Source organism: Brevibacillus dissolubilis (assembly GCF_006170445.1).
GTDB classification, from domain to species: Bacteria; Bacillota; Bacilli; order Brevibacillales; family Brevibacillaceae; genus Brevibacillus_B; species Brevibacillus_B dissolubilis.
On the sequence record NZ_VCNA01000007.1, the window covers coordinates 37986 to 57419 of the forward strand.

Annotated in this window: 14 protein-coding genes; 12 read left to right on the forward strand and 2 right to left on the reverse strand. The window is 50.2% G+C overall.

The window, feature by feature from the left end:
* Positions 1 to 126 precede the first annotated feature (126 nt).
* The 3 genes from FGI41_RS14265 (at position 127) to FGI41_RS14275 (ending at position 7489) form a co-directional block, all read left to right on the forward strand.
* Entirely contained in the window at positions 127 to 4482 is a 4356-nt protein-coding gene (locus FGI41_RS14265) for a hypothetical protein (RefSeq protein WP_139491027.1), read from the forward strand.
* A gap of 78 nt (positions 4483 to 4560) precedes the next feature.
* Positions 4561 to 7107 (forward strand): lipase/acyltransferase domain-containing protein, encoded by a 2547-nt coding sequence (locus tag FGI41_RS14270; protein WP_139491028.1) that lies wholly within the window; start codon positions 4561 to 4563, stop codon positions 7105 to 7107.
* A 67-nt stretch (positions 7108 to 7174) separates the two neighbouring features.
* Positions 7175 to 7489 carry a hypothetical protein gene (locus tag FGI41_RS14275; RefSeq protein ID WP_139491029.1) on the forward strand — a complete coding sequence of 105 codons (315 nt, stop codon included), beginning with the start codon at positions 7175 to 7177 and terminating at the stop codon, positions 7487 to 7489.
* 112 nt (positions 7490 to 7601) lie between these two features.
* On the opposite strand, the gene FGI41_RS14280 is transcribed toward FGI41_RS14275, so the two are convergent.
* Positions 7602 to 7898: a hypothetical protein gene (locus FGI41_RS14280; protein WP_139491030.1), complete on the reverse strand. Its 297-nt coding sequence runs from the start codon at positions 7896 to 7898 to the stop codon at positions 7602 to 7604.
* Between the two features lie 148 nt (positions 7899 to 8046).
* Between FGI41_RS14280 and FGI41_RS14285 the strand changes: the two genes are divergently transcribed.
* On the forward strand, positions 8047 to 8559 hold the full coding sequence (locus FGI41_RS14285) for a YwhD family protein (RefSeq protein WP_139491031.1): 513 nt from the start codon (positions 8047 to 8049) through the stop codon (positions 8557 to 8559).
* A 233-nt stretch (positions 8560 to 8792) separates the two neighbouring features.
* Positions 8793 to 9077 (forward strand): hypothetical protein, encoded by a 285-nt coding sequence (locus FGI41_RS14290; RefSeq protein ID WP_139491032.1) that lies wholly within the window; start codon positions 8793 to 8795, stop codon positions 9075 to 9077.
* Between the two features lie 333 nt (positions 9078 to 9410).
* On the opposite strand, the gene FGI41_RS14295 is transcribed toward FGI41_RS14290, so the two are convergent.
* Positions 9411 to 11462 carry a transglycosylase domain-containing protein gene (locus FGI41_RS14295; protein WP_139491033.1) on the reverse strand — a complete coding sequence of 684 codons (2052 nt, stop codon included), beginning with the start codon at positions 11460 to 11462 and terminating at the stop codon, positions 9411 to 9413.
* Positions 11463 to 11762: 300 nt separating this feature from the next.
* Between FGI41_RS14295 and speE the strand changes: the two genes are divergently transcribed.
* The 7 genes from speE to kamA all read left to right on the forward strand — a co-directional run bounded on the left by speE (position 11763) and on the right by kamA (position 19078).
* The gene (speE, locus tag FGI41_RS14300; protein WP_139491034.1) at positions 11763 to 12602 is read left to right on the forward strand and encodes a polyamine aminopropyltransferase; all 840 of its coding nucleotides are present in this window, start codon (positions 11763 to 11765) and stop codon (positions 12600 to 12602) included.
* A gap of 13 nt (positions 12603 to 12615) precedes the next feature.
* On the forward strand, positions 12616 to 13485 hold the full coding sequence (speB, locus tag FGI41_RS14305) for an agmatinase (RefSeq protein WP_139491035.1): 870 nt from the start codon (positions 12616 to 12618) through the stop codon (positions 13483 to 13485).
* A 188-nt stretch (positions 13486 to 13673) separates the two neighbouring features.
* Positions 13674 to 14933, forward strand: coding sequence for an MFS transporter (locus tag FGI41_RS14310; RefSeq protein WP_139491243.1), 1260 nt, complete (start codon positions 13674 to 13676; stop codon positions 14931 to 14933).
* 72 nt (positions 14934 to 15005) lie between these two features.
* Positions 15006 to 15425 carry a YwiB family protein gene (locus FGI41_RS14315; protein WP_139491036.1) on the forward strand — a complete coding sequence of 140 codons (420 nt, stop codon included), beginning with the start codon at positions 15006 to 15008 and terminating at the stop codon, positions 15423 to 15425.
* 21 nt (positions 15426 to 15446) lie between these two features.
* Complete coding sequence (locus FGI41_RS14320; protein WP_139491037.1) at positions 15447 to 15836, forward strand: hypothetical protein; 390 nt, start codon at positions 15447 to 15449, stop codon at positions 15834 to 15836.
* An 81-nt stretch (positions 15837 to 15917) separates the two neighbouring features.
* Positions 15918 to 17390 carry a sigma-54 interaction domain-containing protein gene (locus tag FGI41_RS14325; protein ID WP_139491244.1) on the forward strand — a complete coding sequence of 491 codons (1473 nt, stop codon included), beginning with the start codon at positions 15918 to 15920 and terminating at the stop codon, positions 17388 to 17390.
* Positions 17391 to 17719: 329 nt separating this feature from the next.
* Positions 17720 to 19078 (forward strand): lysine 2,3-aminomutase, encoded by a 1359-nt coding sequence (gene kamA, locus FGI41_RS14330; protein WP_139491245.1) that lies wholly within the window; start codon positions 17720 to 17722, stop codon positions 19076 to 19078.
* The last annotated feature ends 356 nt before the right edge of the window (positions 19079 to 19434 follow it).

Below are 19434 nucleotides of genomic sequence, written 5' to 3' on the forward strand. Positions count from 1 at the left end.
TGTTCGTTATTAATTCTAGTTGAAGAATTATTCAACATAAATTTTATAGAAGCGTCTTCAGAAATACCGAATCAGTTTCTAGGGTCTGGTGTAGCTCTCGTAATAAATCGAGACAAAGAGTCTCTGATGCCAGATGGTTCACTTCCAGACAGAAGCAATGGAGGGGTTATTCAGGCAATTGACTCAGGGAATGGCCTTAACCCCATCAATCTAGACTTCCGCCACCAATTCGTCATGCACCACATGGACATCACCGTCACCGGCCCGCTTCCCAACGGCACCATCCAAAACGAAGACGCAATCGCACTCGTCGATTATTCCCTCCAACAAGAGGGCAGCGCCAATAACGGCTACCCAATGATTCGCGTCGACACTATGCCCGCTTGGATCAACAAGCTGGGCGGGAATTTCAGCTTTATCACCAGCCAGATCACAGCCTACATCATTACGCTCAAAGATGGCTCTACCCTCGAAGTCGTCTCCCTTGCCCAGCTCATCAATCTCTGCGGCGGCAAGGGGGCTGACAACGGGCTGCGTCCAGTCAGTTCCACAGGCATCGAGCGTTACAGAGCATACGCCAATTTTGAACAAACCCCTGTCCCGACAGCAACAATCGGCCCTCTGCTCACGAATTATCCTCTCAATCAATCGGTTGCTATCACAGGGCAAGCCCAGGCGTATTCCGCCTACGCCCGTTTCGTCGTCATTGACAACTTTACAGTGCGAAAAATCGACCCGGCAGACCCTGCAAACCCGGACAAAGTATCTCACTACACCATCATAGAGCCCCCAGGTCAAAAGGGAGAGCTTTGGGACAACACGAGCGATCCCTATACCTTTATCCCTCCCGAACCAGGTATGTACGAGGTGACCTTGTTTGTGAGTGATTACCAGGGAAGGGCATCCGCGACGTATCCTGTCCGCAAAGTTTTTACCGTGGGCACAGCGGGAACGTGCATCCCGACGACAGCAACCCTGCGGATATTAGGGGAGAGCGAGCTGGTGTTGCCAAGTGTCGGGACGTACACCATGCCAGTGGGAAAAAGCGAAGTGACGCTTGCTTTTGCCAAAGTAGGAAAGCTGACTGTCAATGGAGTTGAGCGTGGAAACGGATTGTCGTTTGCCAACATCACTGTCACAAGTCCGGTCACGCTGTCCTACCAATCTACAGACGGCACAGAATGTTGGGAAAAAGTTTTGAATCCAGCCCAGCCTCCGGTTGAGTGTACACCTGTAGCGTGGAAAATGGGTATCATCCTCATGGGAAGAACCTCTCAAAACACGCAGCTTTCCACTGGACAGCCAAGCTACGGGCTTGACACCGATATCGATACGATCGCGTTTCAACCTCCCAATGGGGTAACGGGAACCTTCTATCTTAACGGTGTTGCGCAGAACAGTCAGCCGAAACATTATCTGGAGCTTCCGGTTTCCTCCGGTTCTGGCCCTTTCCTGATCCAGTTCAAAAGCAGCGATGGAGCACAGTGCTGGGAAAAAACATTTACCTGGGAGACACAACAGCAAAACGAATGTCCAAAAGTCTGGCTGGATGGACCGGGAGAAAAACTAATTTCCTCGGGGGAAAAGATTCTTTTACCCTTCAACGGAAGCTTAGACCTGTATGCCACCTATCGAACAGAAGAGAATCCTCGTGAAAATGCTTTTGTTTACTGGAAGATTAAGAAGCCGGACGGAACTGTTTTCACGATGAACATGGAAGCGGAAGACTACCAAAGTGGAGGACGGGACCGAATCAGATGGGTACAGAGAACAACCGACCATCTGTATTTGCCAACCTCAGAAGCATACCCGGCGGAGTATGTGGTTGAGTTTGATATGCCGGGTACATACGAGGTATGGATTGACTACCAAGCACTGGGCAACAGCGATTGGCCGTCTGATTGCAGCTGGAAGATTACTGTGGAGGTAGAAAATGTCCTGTGCTCGCAAACGCACGTGGAAGCAACGGTAAATGGGCAGACGAAGCAGTTGCTGCCAGAAGAGCCTCTGCGACTGACAAAAGATGTCCCAACAAGTGTCAGCTGGGTAGTTCAAAACGATGCAGATCTGGTAGGAATCCGTACAGATTGGACGTTAACCAAAGAAGGCGCGGTGACACCAATTAAGACCGGGACGGGAAGCAACCTTTTTTCGCACACGTTTGCAGATACGGTAGACACTATGTATACACTAACGGTACGCATTCAGTTAAATGGTGTGATATGCACGAAAGCATATACGGTTTTGATAGAAGGAAACCCCTGTGAGCAAGTCCAACTGGTCGCAAGTATCAATGGTCAGCCGATTGCTTTATCTGCAACAGGCAGTGACACCTATGAGCTGCAGCTGGAGACGGGGGAAGCTCATGCTGCAGCAATTTATGCGACCTACAAAGGCAGTGCGGCTAATATTACCGTCAACTGGTCACTGCAACATAACGGTCAAGTCTCCCGGTATGTTGCCGGAGCCAATCCTTTTACCCATACCTTCAACGAAGCAACAGAGAACCAATATACCCTTGAAGCGGCGGTAAAAATAAACGGTGTCACCTGCACAAAAACACTGGTGATCAAGCTCAAAAGCAAAACCTGTGCCGATCTGTACCTGCATCTTTATGACAGTGTAAGCGGTGAGATCACGCCAAATGTCAATGGCACGACCAAACGAATCCGCACAGTCAATCTCGCTGAGTGGCGTCTGGCTATTACGGACAACCGATTTTCTGTCATGACAGAAAATGACGAGACCCATGTCTTGCAAGCCGAATGGACTTCTGTCATTTACAATCACTCAGCCTCTCCAACCATGTTTGTGGGCCGCCATACACCAGAAGGAACCTATACAGTGACGGCAAAAGTAACAGACCCACGGTATCCCTCGCTTCAGGGCTGCACGTTTACCTTCAAGCTGATTGTGGATAATCACGCGGATTGCTCAGGTATCTATCTGCATATGTTTGATTCGGTCAGAGACGACTGGACGTACGATGTGAACGGCAAGACCGTGACGATCCAAGCCGATAAAGTCGATTTACTGGGCTTTAGCCTCGCGCCGACCGTTGCTGATTGGCAGTCCAAGCTGATCGACGCATTATGGTCTGGGACACTCCCCAACTCATTGGGCCCTAACGAAAAAGAGGCGTACGTCCTGCAAAACGTTGCACCAGGTACGTATACGGTCACGGCCAAAGTAGATGATCCTGTAGCATTTCCTAACTCGGGCGGCTGTACCTTCAGCGCTACGGTGGTCGTCGGAACAGATACCCCGCAGCCACCACCTTCTGCCTGCCCTACATGCCAACCGGGCGGGGAAGTTGATGGAGGAAAATTAAAGCTGAGGCTGTATGATTCAGAAAACCGTCTGCTGCAGGGGGAAGCCGATGGAGTCTGGGAAAGAGAACCGGTAAAAATCGAAGTAGAGATTGATCAAACCAAGCTGGAACAGGCTTTTTCTGCGGTTGACGATGAGATAATGAAGGCGGTTGAGAAGCAGGAAGAGGAGTTTTTGGCCAAATACCAAGAACCAGAATACAGCGATGTCGAGGTAATGGCAGATCCAGCGGAATGGGTAACCAAAACCAATCCACTGACCAAATGGCCGACAACCGTACCGATGACAATGGGAGGACCAGGTATTTCCGCTACCTTTGCGCTAAATCCCAAGCTGCCTCTCCAGCAAAAAATCTCTACCAGGACCACGGCTCCCAACCTTACCACATGGGGATCATCTATAGAAGGGCGCCCTCCCTACAAGGTTAAGGTCGAGGATTTTCTCATTGATGCTCCTTACCGGGTAAAGATGACCGTGAATTTTAAAAAATGTGAACCATCTGCTGAAGAAGATTCTGCATCTGCGGCAAAAACTTGCACAAGCGGTAGTGAAACGATCACTCTTGAAGAAGAATTCACGATCAAAGTAACAGGGGAGGAAGCCACTTTTCAGGTGTTCGAGCCGAACGCTACCGGAGAGCTTGCACATACGGCTGAATGGGCCCAATACCATGCACGCGACCGTTACCAGCAGAGCAAACCGCTTGATTTTTATGCAGGAGAACGTATTTTAGCCCGTGTAAAACTAAACCCGATTCACCGTCATCCTGTCAGTGGAAAATACCCCGTGATTACTGCTGCCACAGCTTGGATGTCGGAGACCGGAAGACAAGCTACACCGCTTATTTCTACCTTGTCCCTGGGGGCGGTTTCCCCTGTCCTATGGGCAGGGCCTGAGCAATATGTCGACAGACTAGGCATGAGGGAGCAGGGCATCGATACCCCGATCATGGGAGACAAGCGAAAAGGGCTTCAGCACAACAAGAGCGCTTCTGTCTATTTCCATGTCCAATTTGGCTTTGGCGCACAAAAAGGCTCAGCCTATCCTGTCAAATCAGCTGCAACAGCAAGCCCCAACCCATACCGCGTAACCCTCTTTATCATCGGGAACGCATGGGAGCGGCAGGGTATCCGTAACAACGCGACACACTGAACAAAGCCGAAAATTTTTTTGCACACCCTTCTGTCTTTTTTTACGCTTAAAGTAAGAAAATAAGGAAGGGTGATTTTTTTGAACCAAACATGGTGGAAATCGTGGGTAAGCCTCGTGCTGAGTCTGTCCTGTATTGTTGCCGGAGTCGGACAAGCATGGATGTTCAACACAACACCAACTGCTTCAGCCGAAGAGGCTGTCAGCCAATCTCAAGCCTCCTCATCTGTATCAACAGACCATCAGCAAAAAGCCGCCGAAGAACACCTCAAACTGTATGGCACAGCTGACTCCGATGAGCTATTTGCGCGTTTTTCTGCCTCTTCCTCCAAAAAACTCGGCACCTACGAAGTAGAACCCAACGACACCAAAGCCAAAGCAGACTGGATTCAAACGGAAAAAGGCGGATACGGACGCATTCAAAAATCAGGTGACCTCGATTACTGGAAGATTAAAGCCCCATCCAACGGTAAAATCAAAATCCAGCTCTCCCAGATCCCTAACGGACAAAACTATGATCTTTACCTGTACGACTCAGAGCAGCGTGAGTTGGCCAAGAGTGTAAAATCAGGCTCGGCCGATGAAGGGATCGAACCGGTCACCACGGAGAAAAACCAATGGTATTACCTCGTGGTCAAGGGCGCTGGGAACAGCTCGCATAAGAGCGGCTACTATCATGTGAATGCAAGCTATCTGCCGACGGCCCCTGACACACAGCCTGACCCTTTTGAGAGCAACAATACGTTTGACACCGCCAAACCATTCCCGCTCAATTCCCCGCAAGTAGCCAACCTTCATCAAAAGAGTGATGTGGACTACTACAAAATAAGTCCGACTCTATCTTCCACCATCGATCTGACACTTACGGATTTTCCAACCGGTATTGACCTTGATCTGTATCTCTATGACCCCAATAAAAAACTGGTTGCCAAGTCTGAAAATGCAGGCAGCAAGGACGAAAAAATCAGCTATAACGGCGATGCAGGGACCCATTACTTAAAAGTGGCCATGAGCTCGCGTTCCGCATACAAAACCCATACATACAAACTCTCTGCCCAGGTTCAGACCCTTCCTGTCATCTTGATTCCCGGTATTGGCGGCTCCCGCTTACTGGCCAAGGCACCGATGCAGGTACATGGCGGTCAGGAAGTAATGGTCACGATGGAGGCATGGCCCAATCTCGGGGGCATGATTCTGAATCCCAACGACACCAACCACCGCAGGTTACTTACACTCAAACCGAAAAGCGCAAACAGTGTCAAAATGGTTCCAACTGATGACCGTGTCACGGTTTACCCGGAAGCTGATGAAGGAGGATTTAAAGCGATTGCCTATCTATCGTACATGGCTCCCGCGAAGGAAGCTTCCGAGCAATACCAAAGCATGATTGCTCATCTGGAACGGATGGGTTATCAAAAAAATAAAACCCTGTTTGCGCTACCGTATGACTGGAGGTTTAGCGCTACTGACAATGCCGTATTCCTGAAAAATAAGATAGACCAGGCTCTACAGCAGTCGCAGGCCAAGCAGGTACAGATCGTGGTCCACAGCATGGGTGGATTACTGGTGCGGGAAACCTTGCTGGGGAGTGTCTCCTACCAGAAGAAGACCAAGCGGATCATTTACATGGGGACTCCGTTCCTCGGCTCACCGTATGCGTACCGTGCGATCAAATTCGGTCACAATTTCAATATTTCCGCCTATGGCTATGAACCGCTCAGCAATGAGACCGGTCGCCTGATCGCTCAATATGCTCCCGCTGTATATGAATTGCTCCCCTCCAAGAACTATGTCAAAAAACAAAGCTACCTCACACTTGTTACAGCCAAATCAAAACGAGCCCTGAACTACGATGAAATCAACAGCGATCCCCGTGTTAAAGTAAGCTACCGCCCCCTTGCCAAGTCAGCCGGGCTGAAACAAGAGAAGTGGGAGACGAAGCAAATCTATGTGCCTCAGTACCGGATCATCGGCGACAGCAGACTCACTTTTACCGGGTATGAATTCCACGAAGCCAACAATCATTTTGAGCCGGTCTTCGGCAATCAAGGCGGTGATGACACCGTACCGATTCATAGTGCAAGTTTCAAAATGAAAGACATTATCAAAGATTACTACATCCAAGAAGGACACTCCCTGCTCCCGCGTAATCCTTACGTAATCCAGCAGGTAGCCCATCTTTTGCTGGGGATTACAGACGTGCAGAAAGGCATGCGTACATCTGCAGAGAATGTGAAAAATTATCACTATACCATTATCACTGTGAACGACGAGATGACAAATCTGGTGCTCACTCATCGAGGAGAGAGTTATTCACTCAACTCGCGTGAAACAACCCCCAAACCATTCCAGATTGACCGCCACGATAATGTCATCGTCATTCTGTGGAAGGACAACCCAGAATCTTTTGAACTACAGACCGCTCCAATTACTCAATCTTCCCCCACACCTAAGAAATCACCTCTATCAAGCCTCCCCCAAGAACAACCACACGACACAAACACAACAGGAACGATCACCATCCAACATGTCTTTGCCAATGCTGATACAAACCAACAGGAACAGAAGCGCCAATGGCAACTGGTTCCCGGAGCTGAACCGAAAAAGCTGCAAGTTACACTAAACTAAGAAAGGCTTTGCAGACGGGATTTCCCACCGTATGCACAAAAACCAAAACCAGACAAGGAGACCCCATATGGATATCACCATCCAACTCGGTGGGTTTTACTTCGGGGTCATTGCGGGAATGGACGGCTTATTTTCCCTGTCACCGTTAACCTATTTCCTGCTTGTCCCCAGTGTCTTGCTCGCTCTGTTTCTGAGAAAAAGACTGGTATCCTTACTTGGGGTGACCATCCTAACCGGTGCGATGATGCCTGTCTTTATGTTTTACGGTCAAGATACAATGTTTTTGATCGGTTACTCCATACCGACTGCGGTATATGTGCTCTTTTTTCAATGGATGTCGAGGAAAATAGTGCGTTATGTAAGGTGGGGAAGTCGCTTATAAGGTAACATATCAGCGTAAAACCAAATACCCGCCTGCTTTTTTCAAACCAGCGGGCGGGTTTATCCAGAAAAAACTACTTGGAGAAGCTCCCTTAGGAAGAACAAGATCTACTTTACAAACGTCCAGGTGATTTTTTCACCTCAAAGTCAGTCATGCTTTTTGTAGCGCCCCCGACATTGGTCTCATAGTTGGAAGGAACCCCGGTCTTTAATCCACCTGCTTCGGTTTCCAGATTTACAAGCAGGCTGGCATCGATACCGTCCACACTTCTATGTGGCTGCACTGCTGGACGTTGTTTTGCTTTTTCCGCTACGATCTCGTCGATGACTCTGGCGGCTGCAGGATAAGGTTCATTCAGTTGGCGGATACGGTTCACTTGTACATCTGCTTCACGCGGATGGTCTGCCATTTGCGAGTTCCCCCTTTTGTGCATTCTCCCTGTTAGTCTCTCCACCTTGGGTAAAAGCATGATGGTTCAGCACGTTGGTAAATTGCACAAGATGAATGATTCGGGGTACAATAAAAGGAAGACTGATCTTAGTTGGGGGTCATTTTAGATGGACATTTTTAATAATAATAAAAACAGTGGTTTTACCATTTTGAGCAGTAACAACAAGACCGAAGTTCATGGCGGATACGGTGCGGGTATGCTTGATTTGAGCGCAGTTTCCTCTATCATTATTGATGTGGAAGCAGGTGAAGCTGTCATCGACATGGGCGCTTTGCATGCAAAAAGCGTGGTGGAAAAGGGCATCAAATTCACCCCAAATAAAGAAGACACACCGAACGGCAAACCATATTGGCTGATCTGGGTAACCGTTGACCGCAATGAACAAGGCCCATACTATGCTGGGGCGACCGCATGCTATATGGAGATCGATCGTGAAGCACGCCGTGGCTACAAATTGCTCCCTGAGCACGTGAACCGCATGGACTACTCCATGAAGCGCCGTATCATGCTCAGCGAATTAGACGAGAAGAGTAAAGCAGCGCTTAAAAAGCTTCTCGTCGACAACAATGAAGCCATGTACAACAACTCCTCGGACGAATTAAAAGAAGCTTTATCGTAAATAAAATTGAACGGTCTGTGAACAAATAAAAAAATGAATTGTACCTTTGACGAAAAACAAGGTAAACTTAGGGGTGTACAATTGTATACAACGGTACACTAGGTCAACAAGCGGGGAAGGACTCATGTCTTTCCCCGTTTGTCTTTATTTACAGGTCATGATTACGTAAGGGAGGCGCACACTAGCAACGTAGTCCTTCATCCACTTCTGCAAAGGAGGAGAATGCGTTGCCGATGAATAACCAAGTTCGCCAAACCGTTGCCCCAGGAATTCAGGTTGGGGCAGAAGATCACTTTGCCCGCCATGGTGGGGTCCATTTCCGCAACAACGCAACCCCTCAAGAAATTAATAACTTTGTCCGTAAACTGCCTGCCGGTCACCGCGAAAGCCTGTTTGAGGTGCTGGATCATCTGAGCCAAGCAGGTCTGATCCAAATTGTGAATGACCACCTGTTCTCAGACGGCCACGGTACAATCGGCGGTGGCGAGAGCACGAACGAACAGAATAAGAATAACTAAGTACGGAAAAGACCGGTGATTGCCCGAGATAACTGTGAGCCTCGGCTTACCAACACTCCTCTGAACACAAAAAGACCGACGATCCGATCTAATCCAAGATCGGTCTCGCTCGGTCTTTTTCTTGTCTTGCTTATTTAACTGGAAAACCAGCTACATCATTGGAGCGGCCTACAAGATCCCCTCAGAATTGCAGACTAAGTTTGCTCACAAACATATTACTGAACAGCAAGCCACGGTAACGATTGCTACAGACATATCACTGAACCGTCAGCCACGGTAACGGTTGCTACAAACATATCACCGAACCGTAAGCCACTGAACTGCTACTCAAACTTACGGACTGCTCCACCATCCACCCATCCGTTGCCAGAACGACTGGTTCTCCGTCGGCTTGAGCGGTTGTGGTTTGTCCGATGGATTTGGCAGATGCTCCGTACAGAAATCTGTCGGTTCGGTCCCGGCAGCGAAGTACAGCAATTGCGGGGCTGGACAATGTTCGGTTGCCAGCTTGCCGTTTTCCGGGTTGATGTAGACGGAGATGATGCCTTGAGGGACATCGAACAGGGTAGGCGGTTGATCCTTCAGTGCGCTTTCCATAAAGTCAGCCCAGATCGGTGCGGCCAGTCGGGCATCTTTGATCGGGTCCACTTTTTTTCCTTCGTCGTAACCCACCCAGACGGTTGTAGCCAGTTGCGGGGTAAACCCAGACAACCAAGCGTCGTAGTCAGTCGTACCTGTTTTCCCAGCGACAGGGCGGTTGAGCTGATGGGCGACGCGGTAGGCAGTTCCGTTAGGTTCGAAGACGCTTTGCATCATATGGGTCAGCAGGAAAGACGCTTGGGGATCGGCGACTTGCTGTTTTTCCGACTTTTCCTCGACTAGGATGTTGCCTTCGCTGTCGACGATTTTGGTGATGGCAATCGGCTTGACCATTTCGCCTTTGTTGGCGATGGCCGCATAGGCGGCGGTCAGCTCATACGGGGAAACAGGGGAAGTCCCGAGAGCAAGTGAAGGGACGGCCTGCATTTTGCTGGTAATGCCCAGCTTTTTCGCTTCTTCCACCAGCTTGCCGGGTGTCAGCTGATCGATGGTTTTGACTGCATAGATATTGTCCGAGGTGGCGATAGCCCGCTGTAAGGTGATGTAGTCGTTGGCGTAGCGGTCGCCGAAGTTGCTCGGGATGTATTGCTTGCCGCCGTCATAGGTGAAGATCGTCGGCTCACTTTTCATCATGGTGATCGGGGTAAAGCCGTTTTCGAGTGCAGCCAGATAGAGTAATGGCTTAAAGGACGAGCCCGGCTGGCGTTTGCTGAACACACGGTTGTACTGGCTTTTGGTGTAATCACGACCGCCCACCATCGCTTTGATCTGCCCGGTTTGTGGCTCAATGGCGACCAGTGCGGTCTGCAGCTCTGGATTGCTTTTGCCGAGGTACTTGTCTATCACTTCTTCGGCCTTTTGCTGCATGTCGTAATCGAGCGTGGTGTAGATTTTCAGTCCGCCGTGCAGATACAATTCTTCTGCGATCCCGTAATGCTCAATCACCAGAGTGGCGAGGTAATCGTTGAAGTAGGGACCTGGGCTTGTCTTTTTGTTTTGTTCTTTTTTCTTGAAAGCAAGCGTCTCGGCATATGCGGCTTCTGACTGTTCAGCGGTGATATAGCCATCCCTCTCCATGGCGTCCAGAATCAGTTTTTGACGGTTGCGCGAGTTCTCATAGTGGTTGAACGGTGAATAGTAGGTGGGGCCTTTTGGGATACCGGCAAGCATGGTCGCTTCTGACAGGGTCAGATCTTTGGCGGATTTGCCGAAGTAGGTTTGGGCCGCGGCCTCCGCACCATACGCAGACTCGCCGTAATAGATTTGGTTCATGTACATTTCGAGAATTTCGTCTTTACTGTAATTTAACTCAAGCTGAACCGTGATCAGTGCTTCTTTAATCTTACGGCTCCAGGTTTTTTCATGGGTCAAATACAGATTGCGGGCCAGCTGTTGGCTGATTGTACTGGCTCCCTGTGATTTGTCCATATCTCTGATGTTGATATAAGCAGCCATCGCTGTACGTTTGATGTCAAAGCCATAATGGTTATAAAAATAGCGGTCTTCAATCGCCAGTGTGGCTTGTACCAGATAAGGGGAGATATCCTTCAGCGGGACGACGATGCGGTTTTCCCCGCGATGAATCGTATCGAGCACCTCGCCGTTGCTGGCATAGACGGTGCTGGTCTGGTTGATCGATGCAGCTGGCAGTGGTTGTGAGCGTAGATATAGAATCATCAGAAAAAGAGCACAAATCGCGAGTACAAACAGGAGAAGACCCAGTTTGACCGACCGCTTCACCACCCGCAACCAGCGTAAGAGCGGGGTTTCGCGAACGACTTCCATCAGGGGACACGTCCTTTCTCTCTAAGGAATTTACATAGAATAGGCAGTTTTGGGTAACTTATAACAGCGAAGATGGCAATACCGAAAAAACGGTTTATCCTAGTTACCCAGTATGGCTTTATTCGACTTGGTTTATACGTGATCTAGCAGTTTATGCGCATACAGGAAATTTTCACTTGCTTTTTGAAAGCGAAACTCTATAATTACTTTGTTGATGTGTGTTTACCATGAGTGCTTGTTCAGGCATGCCTGCACTCATTCTTAATTAGATTTTTTCATGTAAAGGGAGGATTTTTCGATATGGAATTGTGGTACACCGAAAAACAAACCGAGAATCACGGGATTACAACTAAAATTAGCGAAACTTTACATAGTGAACAAACGGAGTTCCAAAAAATCGATATCATCAATACCAACCAATTCGGCCGTATGCTCGTGCTCGATGGTATGGTGATGACGACTGATGTGGACGAGTTCGTTTACCATGAGATGATCACTCACATCGCGATGAATACCCACCCGAACCCGAAAAAGGTTCTGGTTGTAGGTGGCGGCGACGGCGGTGCGATCCGTGAGATCGTAAAACACCAATCCGTTGAAAAAGCGGTTCTGGCTGAAATCGACGGCGGCGTAATCGAGCGCTCCAAAGAATTCTTCCCACAAATCGCAAGCGAACTGATGGGCAACCCACGCGTTGACGTACAAGTTATCGACGGAATCAAACACATCCACGACCACAAAGGCGAGTACGATGTGATCATGGTTGACTCTACTGAGCCTGTAGGTCCAGCGGTTGGTCTCTTCGAAAAAGGCTTCTACCAAGGTATCTTCGACGCTCTCAAACCAGACGGTATCATGGTTGCACAAACCGAGTCTCCTTGGTTCAACCGTGAGCTGATCAAGCGCGTATTCAAAGACCTGAAATCCATCTTCCCAGTGACCCGTCTCTACACCGTAAGCATCCCAACTTACCCATCCGGTCTCTGGAGCTTCACTATCGCTTCCAAGCAGTACGATCCATTGGAAGTAGATGCATCCAAAATCAAAGATCTCGAAACCAAATACTACTCCCCAGAAATCCATCACTCCGTCTTCAAGCTCCCTAAATTCGTGGCTGAGCTGACTCGCGACGAAAAATAAGGAGGCTGACAAGATGCGTTTTGATGAAGCATACTCTGGTAACGTCTTTATCCGCAGCCACCAGAACTATGAAGATGCACAAGCGGTGATCTACGGCATGCCGATGGACTGGACGGTATCTTTCCGTCCGGGTTCCCGTTTTGGCCCTGCCCGTATCCGTGAAGTATCCGTAGGTTTGGAAGAGTACAGCCCGTACCTCGACCGTCTGTTGGAAGAGGTCAAATACTTCGATGCCGGCGATATTCCGCTCGGTTTCGGTAACGTAGAAGGCAGCCTGCAGCAGATCCGTGATTTCGTGGGCAAAGTGCTGGCTGACGGCAAATTCCCAATCGGGATGGGTGGCGAACACCTCGTTTCTTGGCCGGTGATCGAGGAAGTCTACAAAAAGTATAACGACCTCGTGATCTTCCACTTCGACGCACATACCGACCTTCGCGATAACTACGAAGGCTATGAGTACTCTCACTCCACCCCGATCAAGAAAGCATGCAACCTGATCGGCGGCAAAAACGTGTACTCCTTCGGGATCCGCTCTGGTATGAAAGAAGAGTTCGAGTGGGCCAAAGAAAACATGCACCTCTACAAATTCGATGTGCTGGAGCCAGTGAAGCAAGTGCTTCCAACCATCGGCAACCGTCCGATCTACCTCACCATTGACATCGACGTACTCGACCCTGCACACGCGCCAGGAACCGGTACGACGGAAGCAGGCGGTATCACGTCCCGTGAGCTGCTCGAAACCATCCACTTCATGTCCCAAAATGGTGCCAACGTAATCGGCTGTGACCTTGTAGAAGTAGCACCAATCTATGACCACAGCGAAATGACGCAAATCGTCGCATCTAAGATCATCCGTGAGCTGATCTTGGGTTTTGTGAAATAGAAATCGTATTGAAATGAACGGTAAAGAGGAGGGAATCACTCTCGGGTGATTTTCCTCCTCTTTTTTATGTTTTTACTAGGTGCAATACCTTCATCACTTTTTCCTCCAAAACCGTTATTTACTGTTGATCCTATGCCAACTACAATAAGGGTCACGGAACTACAACGAAGCGGAGGCACTTCCTCATGATGAAAGAAGTCATTCAACACCGGGATTTTCGTAAACTGTTTGTCGGGAACCTATTTTCCAGCTTCGGGCAAGGCATGAGCATGATCGGCATTCCGTGGTATCTGGTCGAGAGCACGGGCTCGGCTGATCTGCTAGGCTCGACGATGTTTATCACAGCGGTGATGCTGTTGTTCATTGCGCCGTATCTGGGGACGCTGGTCGACCGCTTTTCCCGCAAGATGGTGCTGCAGGTGGAGAATATCGTGGGCTTCACCGTGCTGATCCTGTTCGCGGCCTGGGGCTTCGTCGGTGAGTACCAAGAGTGGATGCTGATTGCCATCTACTTTTATACGATTACGTCTTACCAGATTCACTATCCGGCACAGTCGGCGCTGGTGCAGGAGACCTTTGACCAGAAATATTATCAGTCGGCCAACAGCTGGCTGGAGATCGAGGGGCAGACGGCGGCCGTGCTGGCGGGTGCTTTGGCAGGAATCGTCCTGAGTAAGTGGGGGCTTCATATCGCGCTGCTTTTGGACGCACTCACGTACCTGTTCGCCTTCATCATGCTGTCTGGGATGAACTACACGTTCACATTGGGCGCAGAAGCCAAAGAGGCGAGCCGCACCTCTTGGATGGATCAGTTCCACAAAAGCTGGCTGTTCGTCAAAGAAAGGCGCGGCTTCCTGCTGTTCGGGGTCTCCGTCCTGATGCCGTTCATTGCGGTCATGGCCTCCAATCTGCTGGCGCCCGTATACGTCAGCCAGACCTTGAAGGCGGATGTGCTGATCTTTTCGTTGAGCGACATGACGTATGCGATCGGGGCTACATCTGCGGGGTTTTTGGGTATTTTCGTAGCTCGCAGTCTGGGGGACCGTAATGCGTTACTTGTAAATATTGCGTTGTTCTCGATCAGTCTGATCCTGCTGGTGCTCATCCCGAACGGCTGGGTGTTCAGCGCCCTGTATACCTGTGTCGGCTGGGCCAATGCCGCTTCACGTCTGATCCGGCAAAATATCTACATGGGTCTGATTCCAAAAGCGTTCATGGGCCGTGTGCTCAGCTTTCTGAATTCGGTCGGGATGGTGATGCGCCTGATCCTGATCGGAGGTTTTACCTTGATGCTCGATTACACAGGAGCGGGTCTGGGGTATTTGATCCTGGCAGGTCTGTTGCTGCTTGCGGGAGGCGGGATTGTGGTGTCCATGCGTATGTTGAATCTCCAAGGAGGGCAAGCGGAGGAACAAGTTCAAGTTGAGCAACATAGCCAAGCACAGTAACAGGGTCAAAAATAACACCCTTGGTTATGTTATAATAGGGAAAAACATCAGAAAAAGCGGGGATTCACTACCATGCAAGAAGTCACTCTCCACGTACGCATCAAGCAGACCGCAGATGGACGTACAGATGAAACCAAACAGACACACGAAGGAAAAGGTACAGCCAAAGGCAACGGCTGGTACTTCACCTATAAAGAAGAGCTGGAAGAAGCGGGCTCGGTCAACACCGTCTATAAGATCGAAGACGGAATGGTCAGCTTAATCCGCCAAGGACAGCTCCAGATGAAACAGCTTTTCGTCAAAGGCCGCACCAGCGAATCCGTCTACCACAGTCCCTATGGCATGTTCGAGATGGAGACGCACACCTCCAAGCTGAGCGTCAAAAGCGAGGGGGAGCGTCCTGAGCGAATCAGCATCGCGTACCAGCTGTGGATGAACAAGCAATATGTCGGATCGTTTGAGCTGGAGCTGCAAGCTGAATGGAATGACTAATACGAAGGGAGCGACCCGTCTATGAACTTCGTCCTCGTCAACGGCCTGCTTGCCGGGATGATTCTTGCCGCTTTTCTCGCGTTGTGCGACGGCATATTTCAGACCAGCACATTTCAGGTCCTCATCGACACCAGCTACGTTCCTTACCTCGAAGGGCTTCATCCGATTGTAGAGCTGGGCATTCATCTCCTCATCTCGATCTTGGTCACGTTTCTGTATATGTTCTTCTACCCGCGTCCGCGTGGGAATACGGTGGCCAAGTATGCAGGGGCATGGATGCTCGCCTTCCTCCTGCTGTATTTTCCCTTTTCACTCCTGAGCGGAGAAGCGATGACCATAGCCGGTTGGCTGATCTGGCTCATCGGTCACATCATCTACACGTTGTTTTTGACATACCAGATTGAAAAATAAGACAGATGCCAAAAATCCGGCAGTGCGTTGACCGAATTTTTGGCATCTTGTTCCATAAAAGGGGGTCTGTGTGTGCAAGAAATTCCGATGTCAGATACAGTGGAAATGCTGCAAGCCATTCTTGGAGCCATTGACGAAGGGATTCATGTGGTAGACGCCAATGGCATGACGATCTTTTATAACCATGTGATCGCCAAGCTGGATGGCTTGACCCCGGAAGAAGTGCTGGGCAAGCCGCTCCTGCACGTGTTCCCCTCGCTGGACAAAGACACCAGCACGTTGCTCCAGGTGATCGAAAAGGGTCATCCGATCTACAACAAGCGGCAGACCTACAAAAACCTGCGCGGTGTCCGGGTCGAGACGATCAATACGACCTTGCCTGTCCAAGTGGGAGAAAAGCTGGTAGGAGCCATAGAGATTGCCAAGGATATCGGCAAGCTGCGCGAACTCTCCGAGCGTCTAATCGAATTACAGGCCCAGATCGGCAAATCCAAGCGCGTTAAGCAAGCGCCGTCCGACCGTCTGTTTTTTCAGTTCGACGACATTTTGACCGAAAGCGCTTCCATGCATGTGCTCAAGACGCGTGCCAAGCGTGCCGCTCGTACCAGCTCACCAATTCTGATCTATGGAGAGACCGGAACCGGGAAAGAGCTGCTCGTCCAATCCATCCACCAAGCCTCAGAGCGCAGTGACAGACCTTTTATCGCGCAGAACTGTGCTGCGCTGCCTGCATCGTTGCTGGAGAGCATCTTGTTCGGTACGACCAAAGGTAGCTTTACCGGTGCCGATGACAGGGCAGGACTGTTCGAGCTGGCGAATGGCGGGACGCTTTTTCTCGATGAGATCAACAGTATGCCTTTAGATCTGCAGGCCAAGCTGCTCCGCGTGCTTGAGGACGGCCAGATCCGCCGCATCGGAAGCTCCCAGTCTGTGCAGGTGGATGTCCGGGTCATTGCCGCGACCAATGAAGAGCCGCAGAAGGTTGTGAAAGCAGGCAATCTTCGCGCCGACCTGTATTACCGGATCAATGTCGTCTCGTTCGAGCTACCCCCGCTGCGTGAGCGAAAAGAGGATATTACGCTGTTGGTCAGTCATTTTATCAGCAAGTTCAACCGTAAGTTCAGCATGCAGGTCAACGGTGCGGCACCGGACGTGCAGCGACTCTTCCATGTGTATGAATGGCCGGGTAACGTGCGGGAGCTGGAGCATGTGATCGAGGCAGCGATGAATATGGTGGAGGGGGATACGCTTCAGTTGGAGCATTTGCCCGCGCATATGATGTCACGTGTTGAGTTGGCGGAGGTGTACACTGCGGCGGGGATCACCACTGCAGATGGTTGGGCTGCCGTTGAGCAAAGACACACAGCTGCCTCTACGTTGCCGCTCACGATCCGTCCACTACGTGAAGCCATCCGTGAGACGGAGGAAGCCCTCATCAATCTGGCACTGGAGCAGACCAACGGCAATATCCTGCAAGCCGCCAAGCTGCTGGTCATTCCGCGTCAGACTCTGCAATATAAGCTGTCCCAGCAAGAGCGGACAGAGCCAAATTAACGGCACGCAGTTTGTAAACGAACCTGATTAACAACCTAGAACCCAGCCACATCTCGAAGCTTCATCCCACCACGGCTGCCGGAAATTCGGCACACCCCACAGTATCACGCTGTCCCTTCTTCTACGTACATACACCACGACCCCACAAATCAAAATATCCACAGTAACCGCCAACCACCGCCACATCGCACGTTTCACAACCATTTTCCACCCGTTCACGACCAACTTCCTGAATACTCAGACGATGTTGGCACGCCTTTTGCATCCTCCTTATTCACGAGTGCACGTCATGTGCTGGGCATTACCATTTGAAAAAGGGGAGATTCATGATGACAACCACAACCACAACGACACTTCGCGACTGGCGTACCATAGAGCTTTGGAAGGACGTAACCGAGGAACAATGGAATGACTGGATGTGGCAGCTCACCCACACGATCAAGACCGTCGATGAGCTGAAGCAAGTAATCAACCTGACTCCAGAAGAGGAGGAAGGCGTCCGAATCTCCAACCAGACCATCCCGCTCAACATCACACCCTACTATGCCCTCCTGATGGACGAAAACGATCCGACAGACCCTGTCCGCATGCAATCCGTACCTCTCTCCAATGAGATGGTACGCACCCGATATGATATGGAAGACCCGCTCCACGAAGACGAGGATTCCCCGGTACCTGGTCTGACGCACCGCTATCCAGACCGCGTGCTGTTCCTCGTCACCAACCAATGCTCGATGTACTGTCGCTACTGTACCCGCCGCCGCTTTTCCGGCCAGATCGGTATGGGCGTCCCGAAAAAACAGCTTGATGCCTGCATCGACTACATCCGCACTCACGAAGAAGTGCGCGACGTGCTTCTCTCCGGCGGTGACGGCCTCTTGATCAACGACCGTATCCTTGAATATATCATCAGCAACCTCCGCGAGATCCCGCATGTCGAGATCATCCGCATCGGTACCCGCGCACCAGTTGTTTTCCCACAACGCATCACGGAAAACCTCTGCGACATCCTGAAAAAATACCACCCAATCTGGCTCAACACCCACTTCAATCATCCAAAAGAAATCACGCCAGAAGCTAAAAAAGCCTGTGAAATGCTCGCCAACGCAGGTGTCCCGCTCGGTAACCAATCCGTCATCCTCGCCGGTATCAACGACTGCGCCAACACCATGAAAAAACTCATGCATGACCTGGTCAAAATCCGCGTCCGTCCATATTACATCTACCAATGTGACCTCTCCGAAGGCATCGGCCACTTCCGCGCACCAGTATCGAAAGGACTCGAAATCATGGAGCAGCTCCGCGGCCATACCTCCGGTTATGCGGTGCCAACCTTTGTCGTCGATGCTCCACACGGCGGCGGTAAAATCCCGGTCGCACCGAATTACATCATCTCTCAATCCTCTGACAAAGTGGTGCTCCGCAACTTCGAAGGTGTCATCACCTCGTACCCAGAGCCGAAAGAGTACCACAAACATGACGAGGCCAACTGCGAGTACTGCCAAGCCGCCAAAGGCAAAGCTGTCGGGATCGCTGCTCTGATGAGTGATGAAGCCAACAACCTCGAGCCGATTGACCTGCCGCGCAACAAGCGGATCAAGGCGACGAAGGTCAAGTCGCTCGCGGATGTGCGCAAGGAGCAGGAGGAGAAGAAGCAAGTGAAAGAGATGGAGCCGAAGCAGGCGTAGTTTTGCAGTAATAGTAATAGAAGACATACTAAAAACCGACATTTTCCTACACATAGGGATGTCGGTTTTTTATTCATGATCATCTGGATTCTCGCACGTAAACCCACATTAAAAAAGTTTCTCCTGTCTAAATGATGCTATATCTCCCGTTTTCCACATACAATAAATCAAATCTGCTTCTCAAAAAACTACCATAGCGTAAGCGCTTTACTTATGTTATATTCAATCATGTAATCCTTCTGAGCGACCGTTCAGAACTGACTCACAAACCCTGTCAGAAGCCCGCCATTCACACGCATAAAAAAACCAGCACATTTTGAATGAATGGTCATTCATTTTTTCGGACACTTCTGATA

Coding starts and splice junctions, on each gene's coding strand:
- FGI41_RS14265 (WP_139491027.1), top strand. CDS start 127: ATGCCAGATGGTTCACTTCCAGACAGAAGCAATGGAGGGGTTATTCAG.
- FGI41_RS14275 (WP_139491029.1), top strand. CDS start 7,175: ATGGATATCACCATCCAACTCGGTGGGTTTTACTTCGGGGTCATTGCG.
- FGI41_RS14280 (WP_139491030.1), bottom strand. CDS start 7,898: ATGGCAGACCATCCGCGTGAAGCAGATGTACAAGTGAACCGTATCCGC.
- FGI41_RS14285 (WP_139491031.1), top strand. CDS start 8,047: ATGGACATTTTTAATAATAATAAAAACAGTGGTTTTACCATTTTGAGC.
- FGI41_RS14290 (WP_139491032.1), top strand. CDS start 8,793: ATGAATAACCAAGTTCGCCAAACCGTTGCCCCAGGAATTCAGGTTGGG.
- FGI41_RS14295 (WP_139491033.1), bottom strand. CDS start 11,462: ATGGAAGTCGTTCGCGAAACCCCGCTCTTACGCTGGTTGCGGGTGGTG.
- speE (WP_139491034.1), top strand. CDS start 11,763: ATGGAATTGTGGTACACCGAAAAACAAACCGAGAATCACGGGATTACA.
- speB (WP_139491035.1), top strand. CDS start 12,616: ATGCGTTTTGATGAAGCATACTCTGGTAACGTCTTTATCCGCAGCCAC.
- FGI41_RS14310 (WP_139491243.1), top strand. CDS start 13,674: ATGAAAGAAGTCATTCAACACCGGGATTTTCGTAAACTGTTTGTCGGG.
- FGI41_RS14315 (WP_139491036.1), top strand. CDS start 15,006: ATGCAAGAAGTCACTCTCCACGTACGCATCAAGCAGACCGCAGATGGA.
- FGI41_RS14320 (WP_139491037.1), top strand. CDS start 15,447: ATGAACTTCGTCCTCGTCAACGGCCTGCTTGCCGGGATGATTCTTGCC.
- kamA (WP_139491245.1), top strand. CDS start 17,720: ATGACAACCACAACCACAACGACACTTCGCGACTGGCGTACCATAGAG.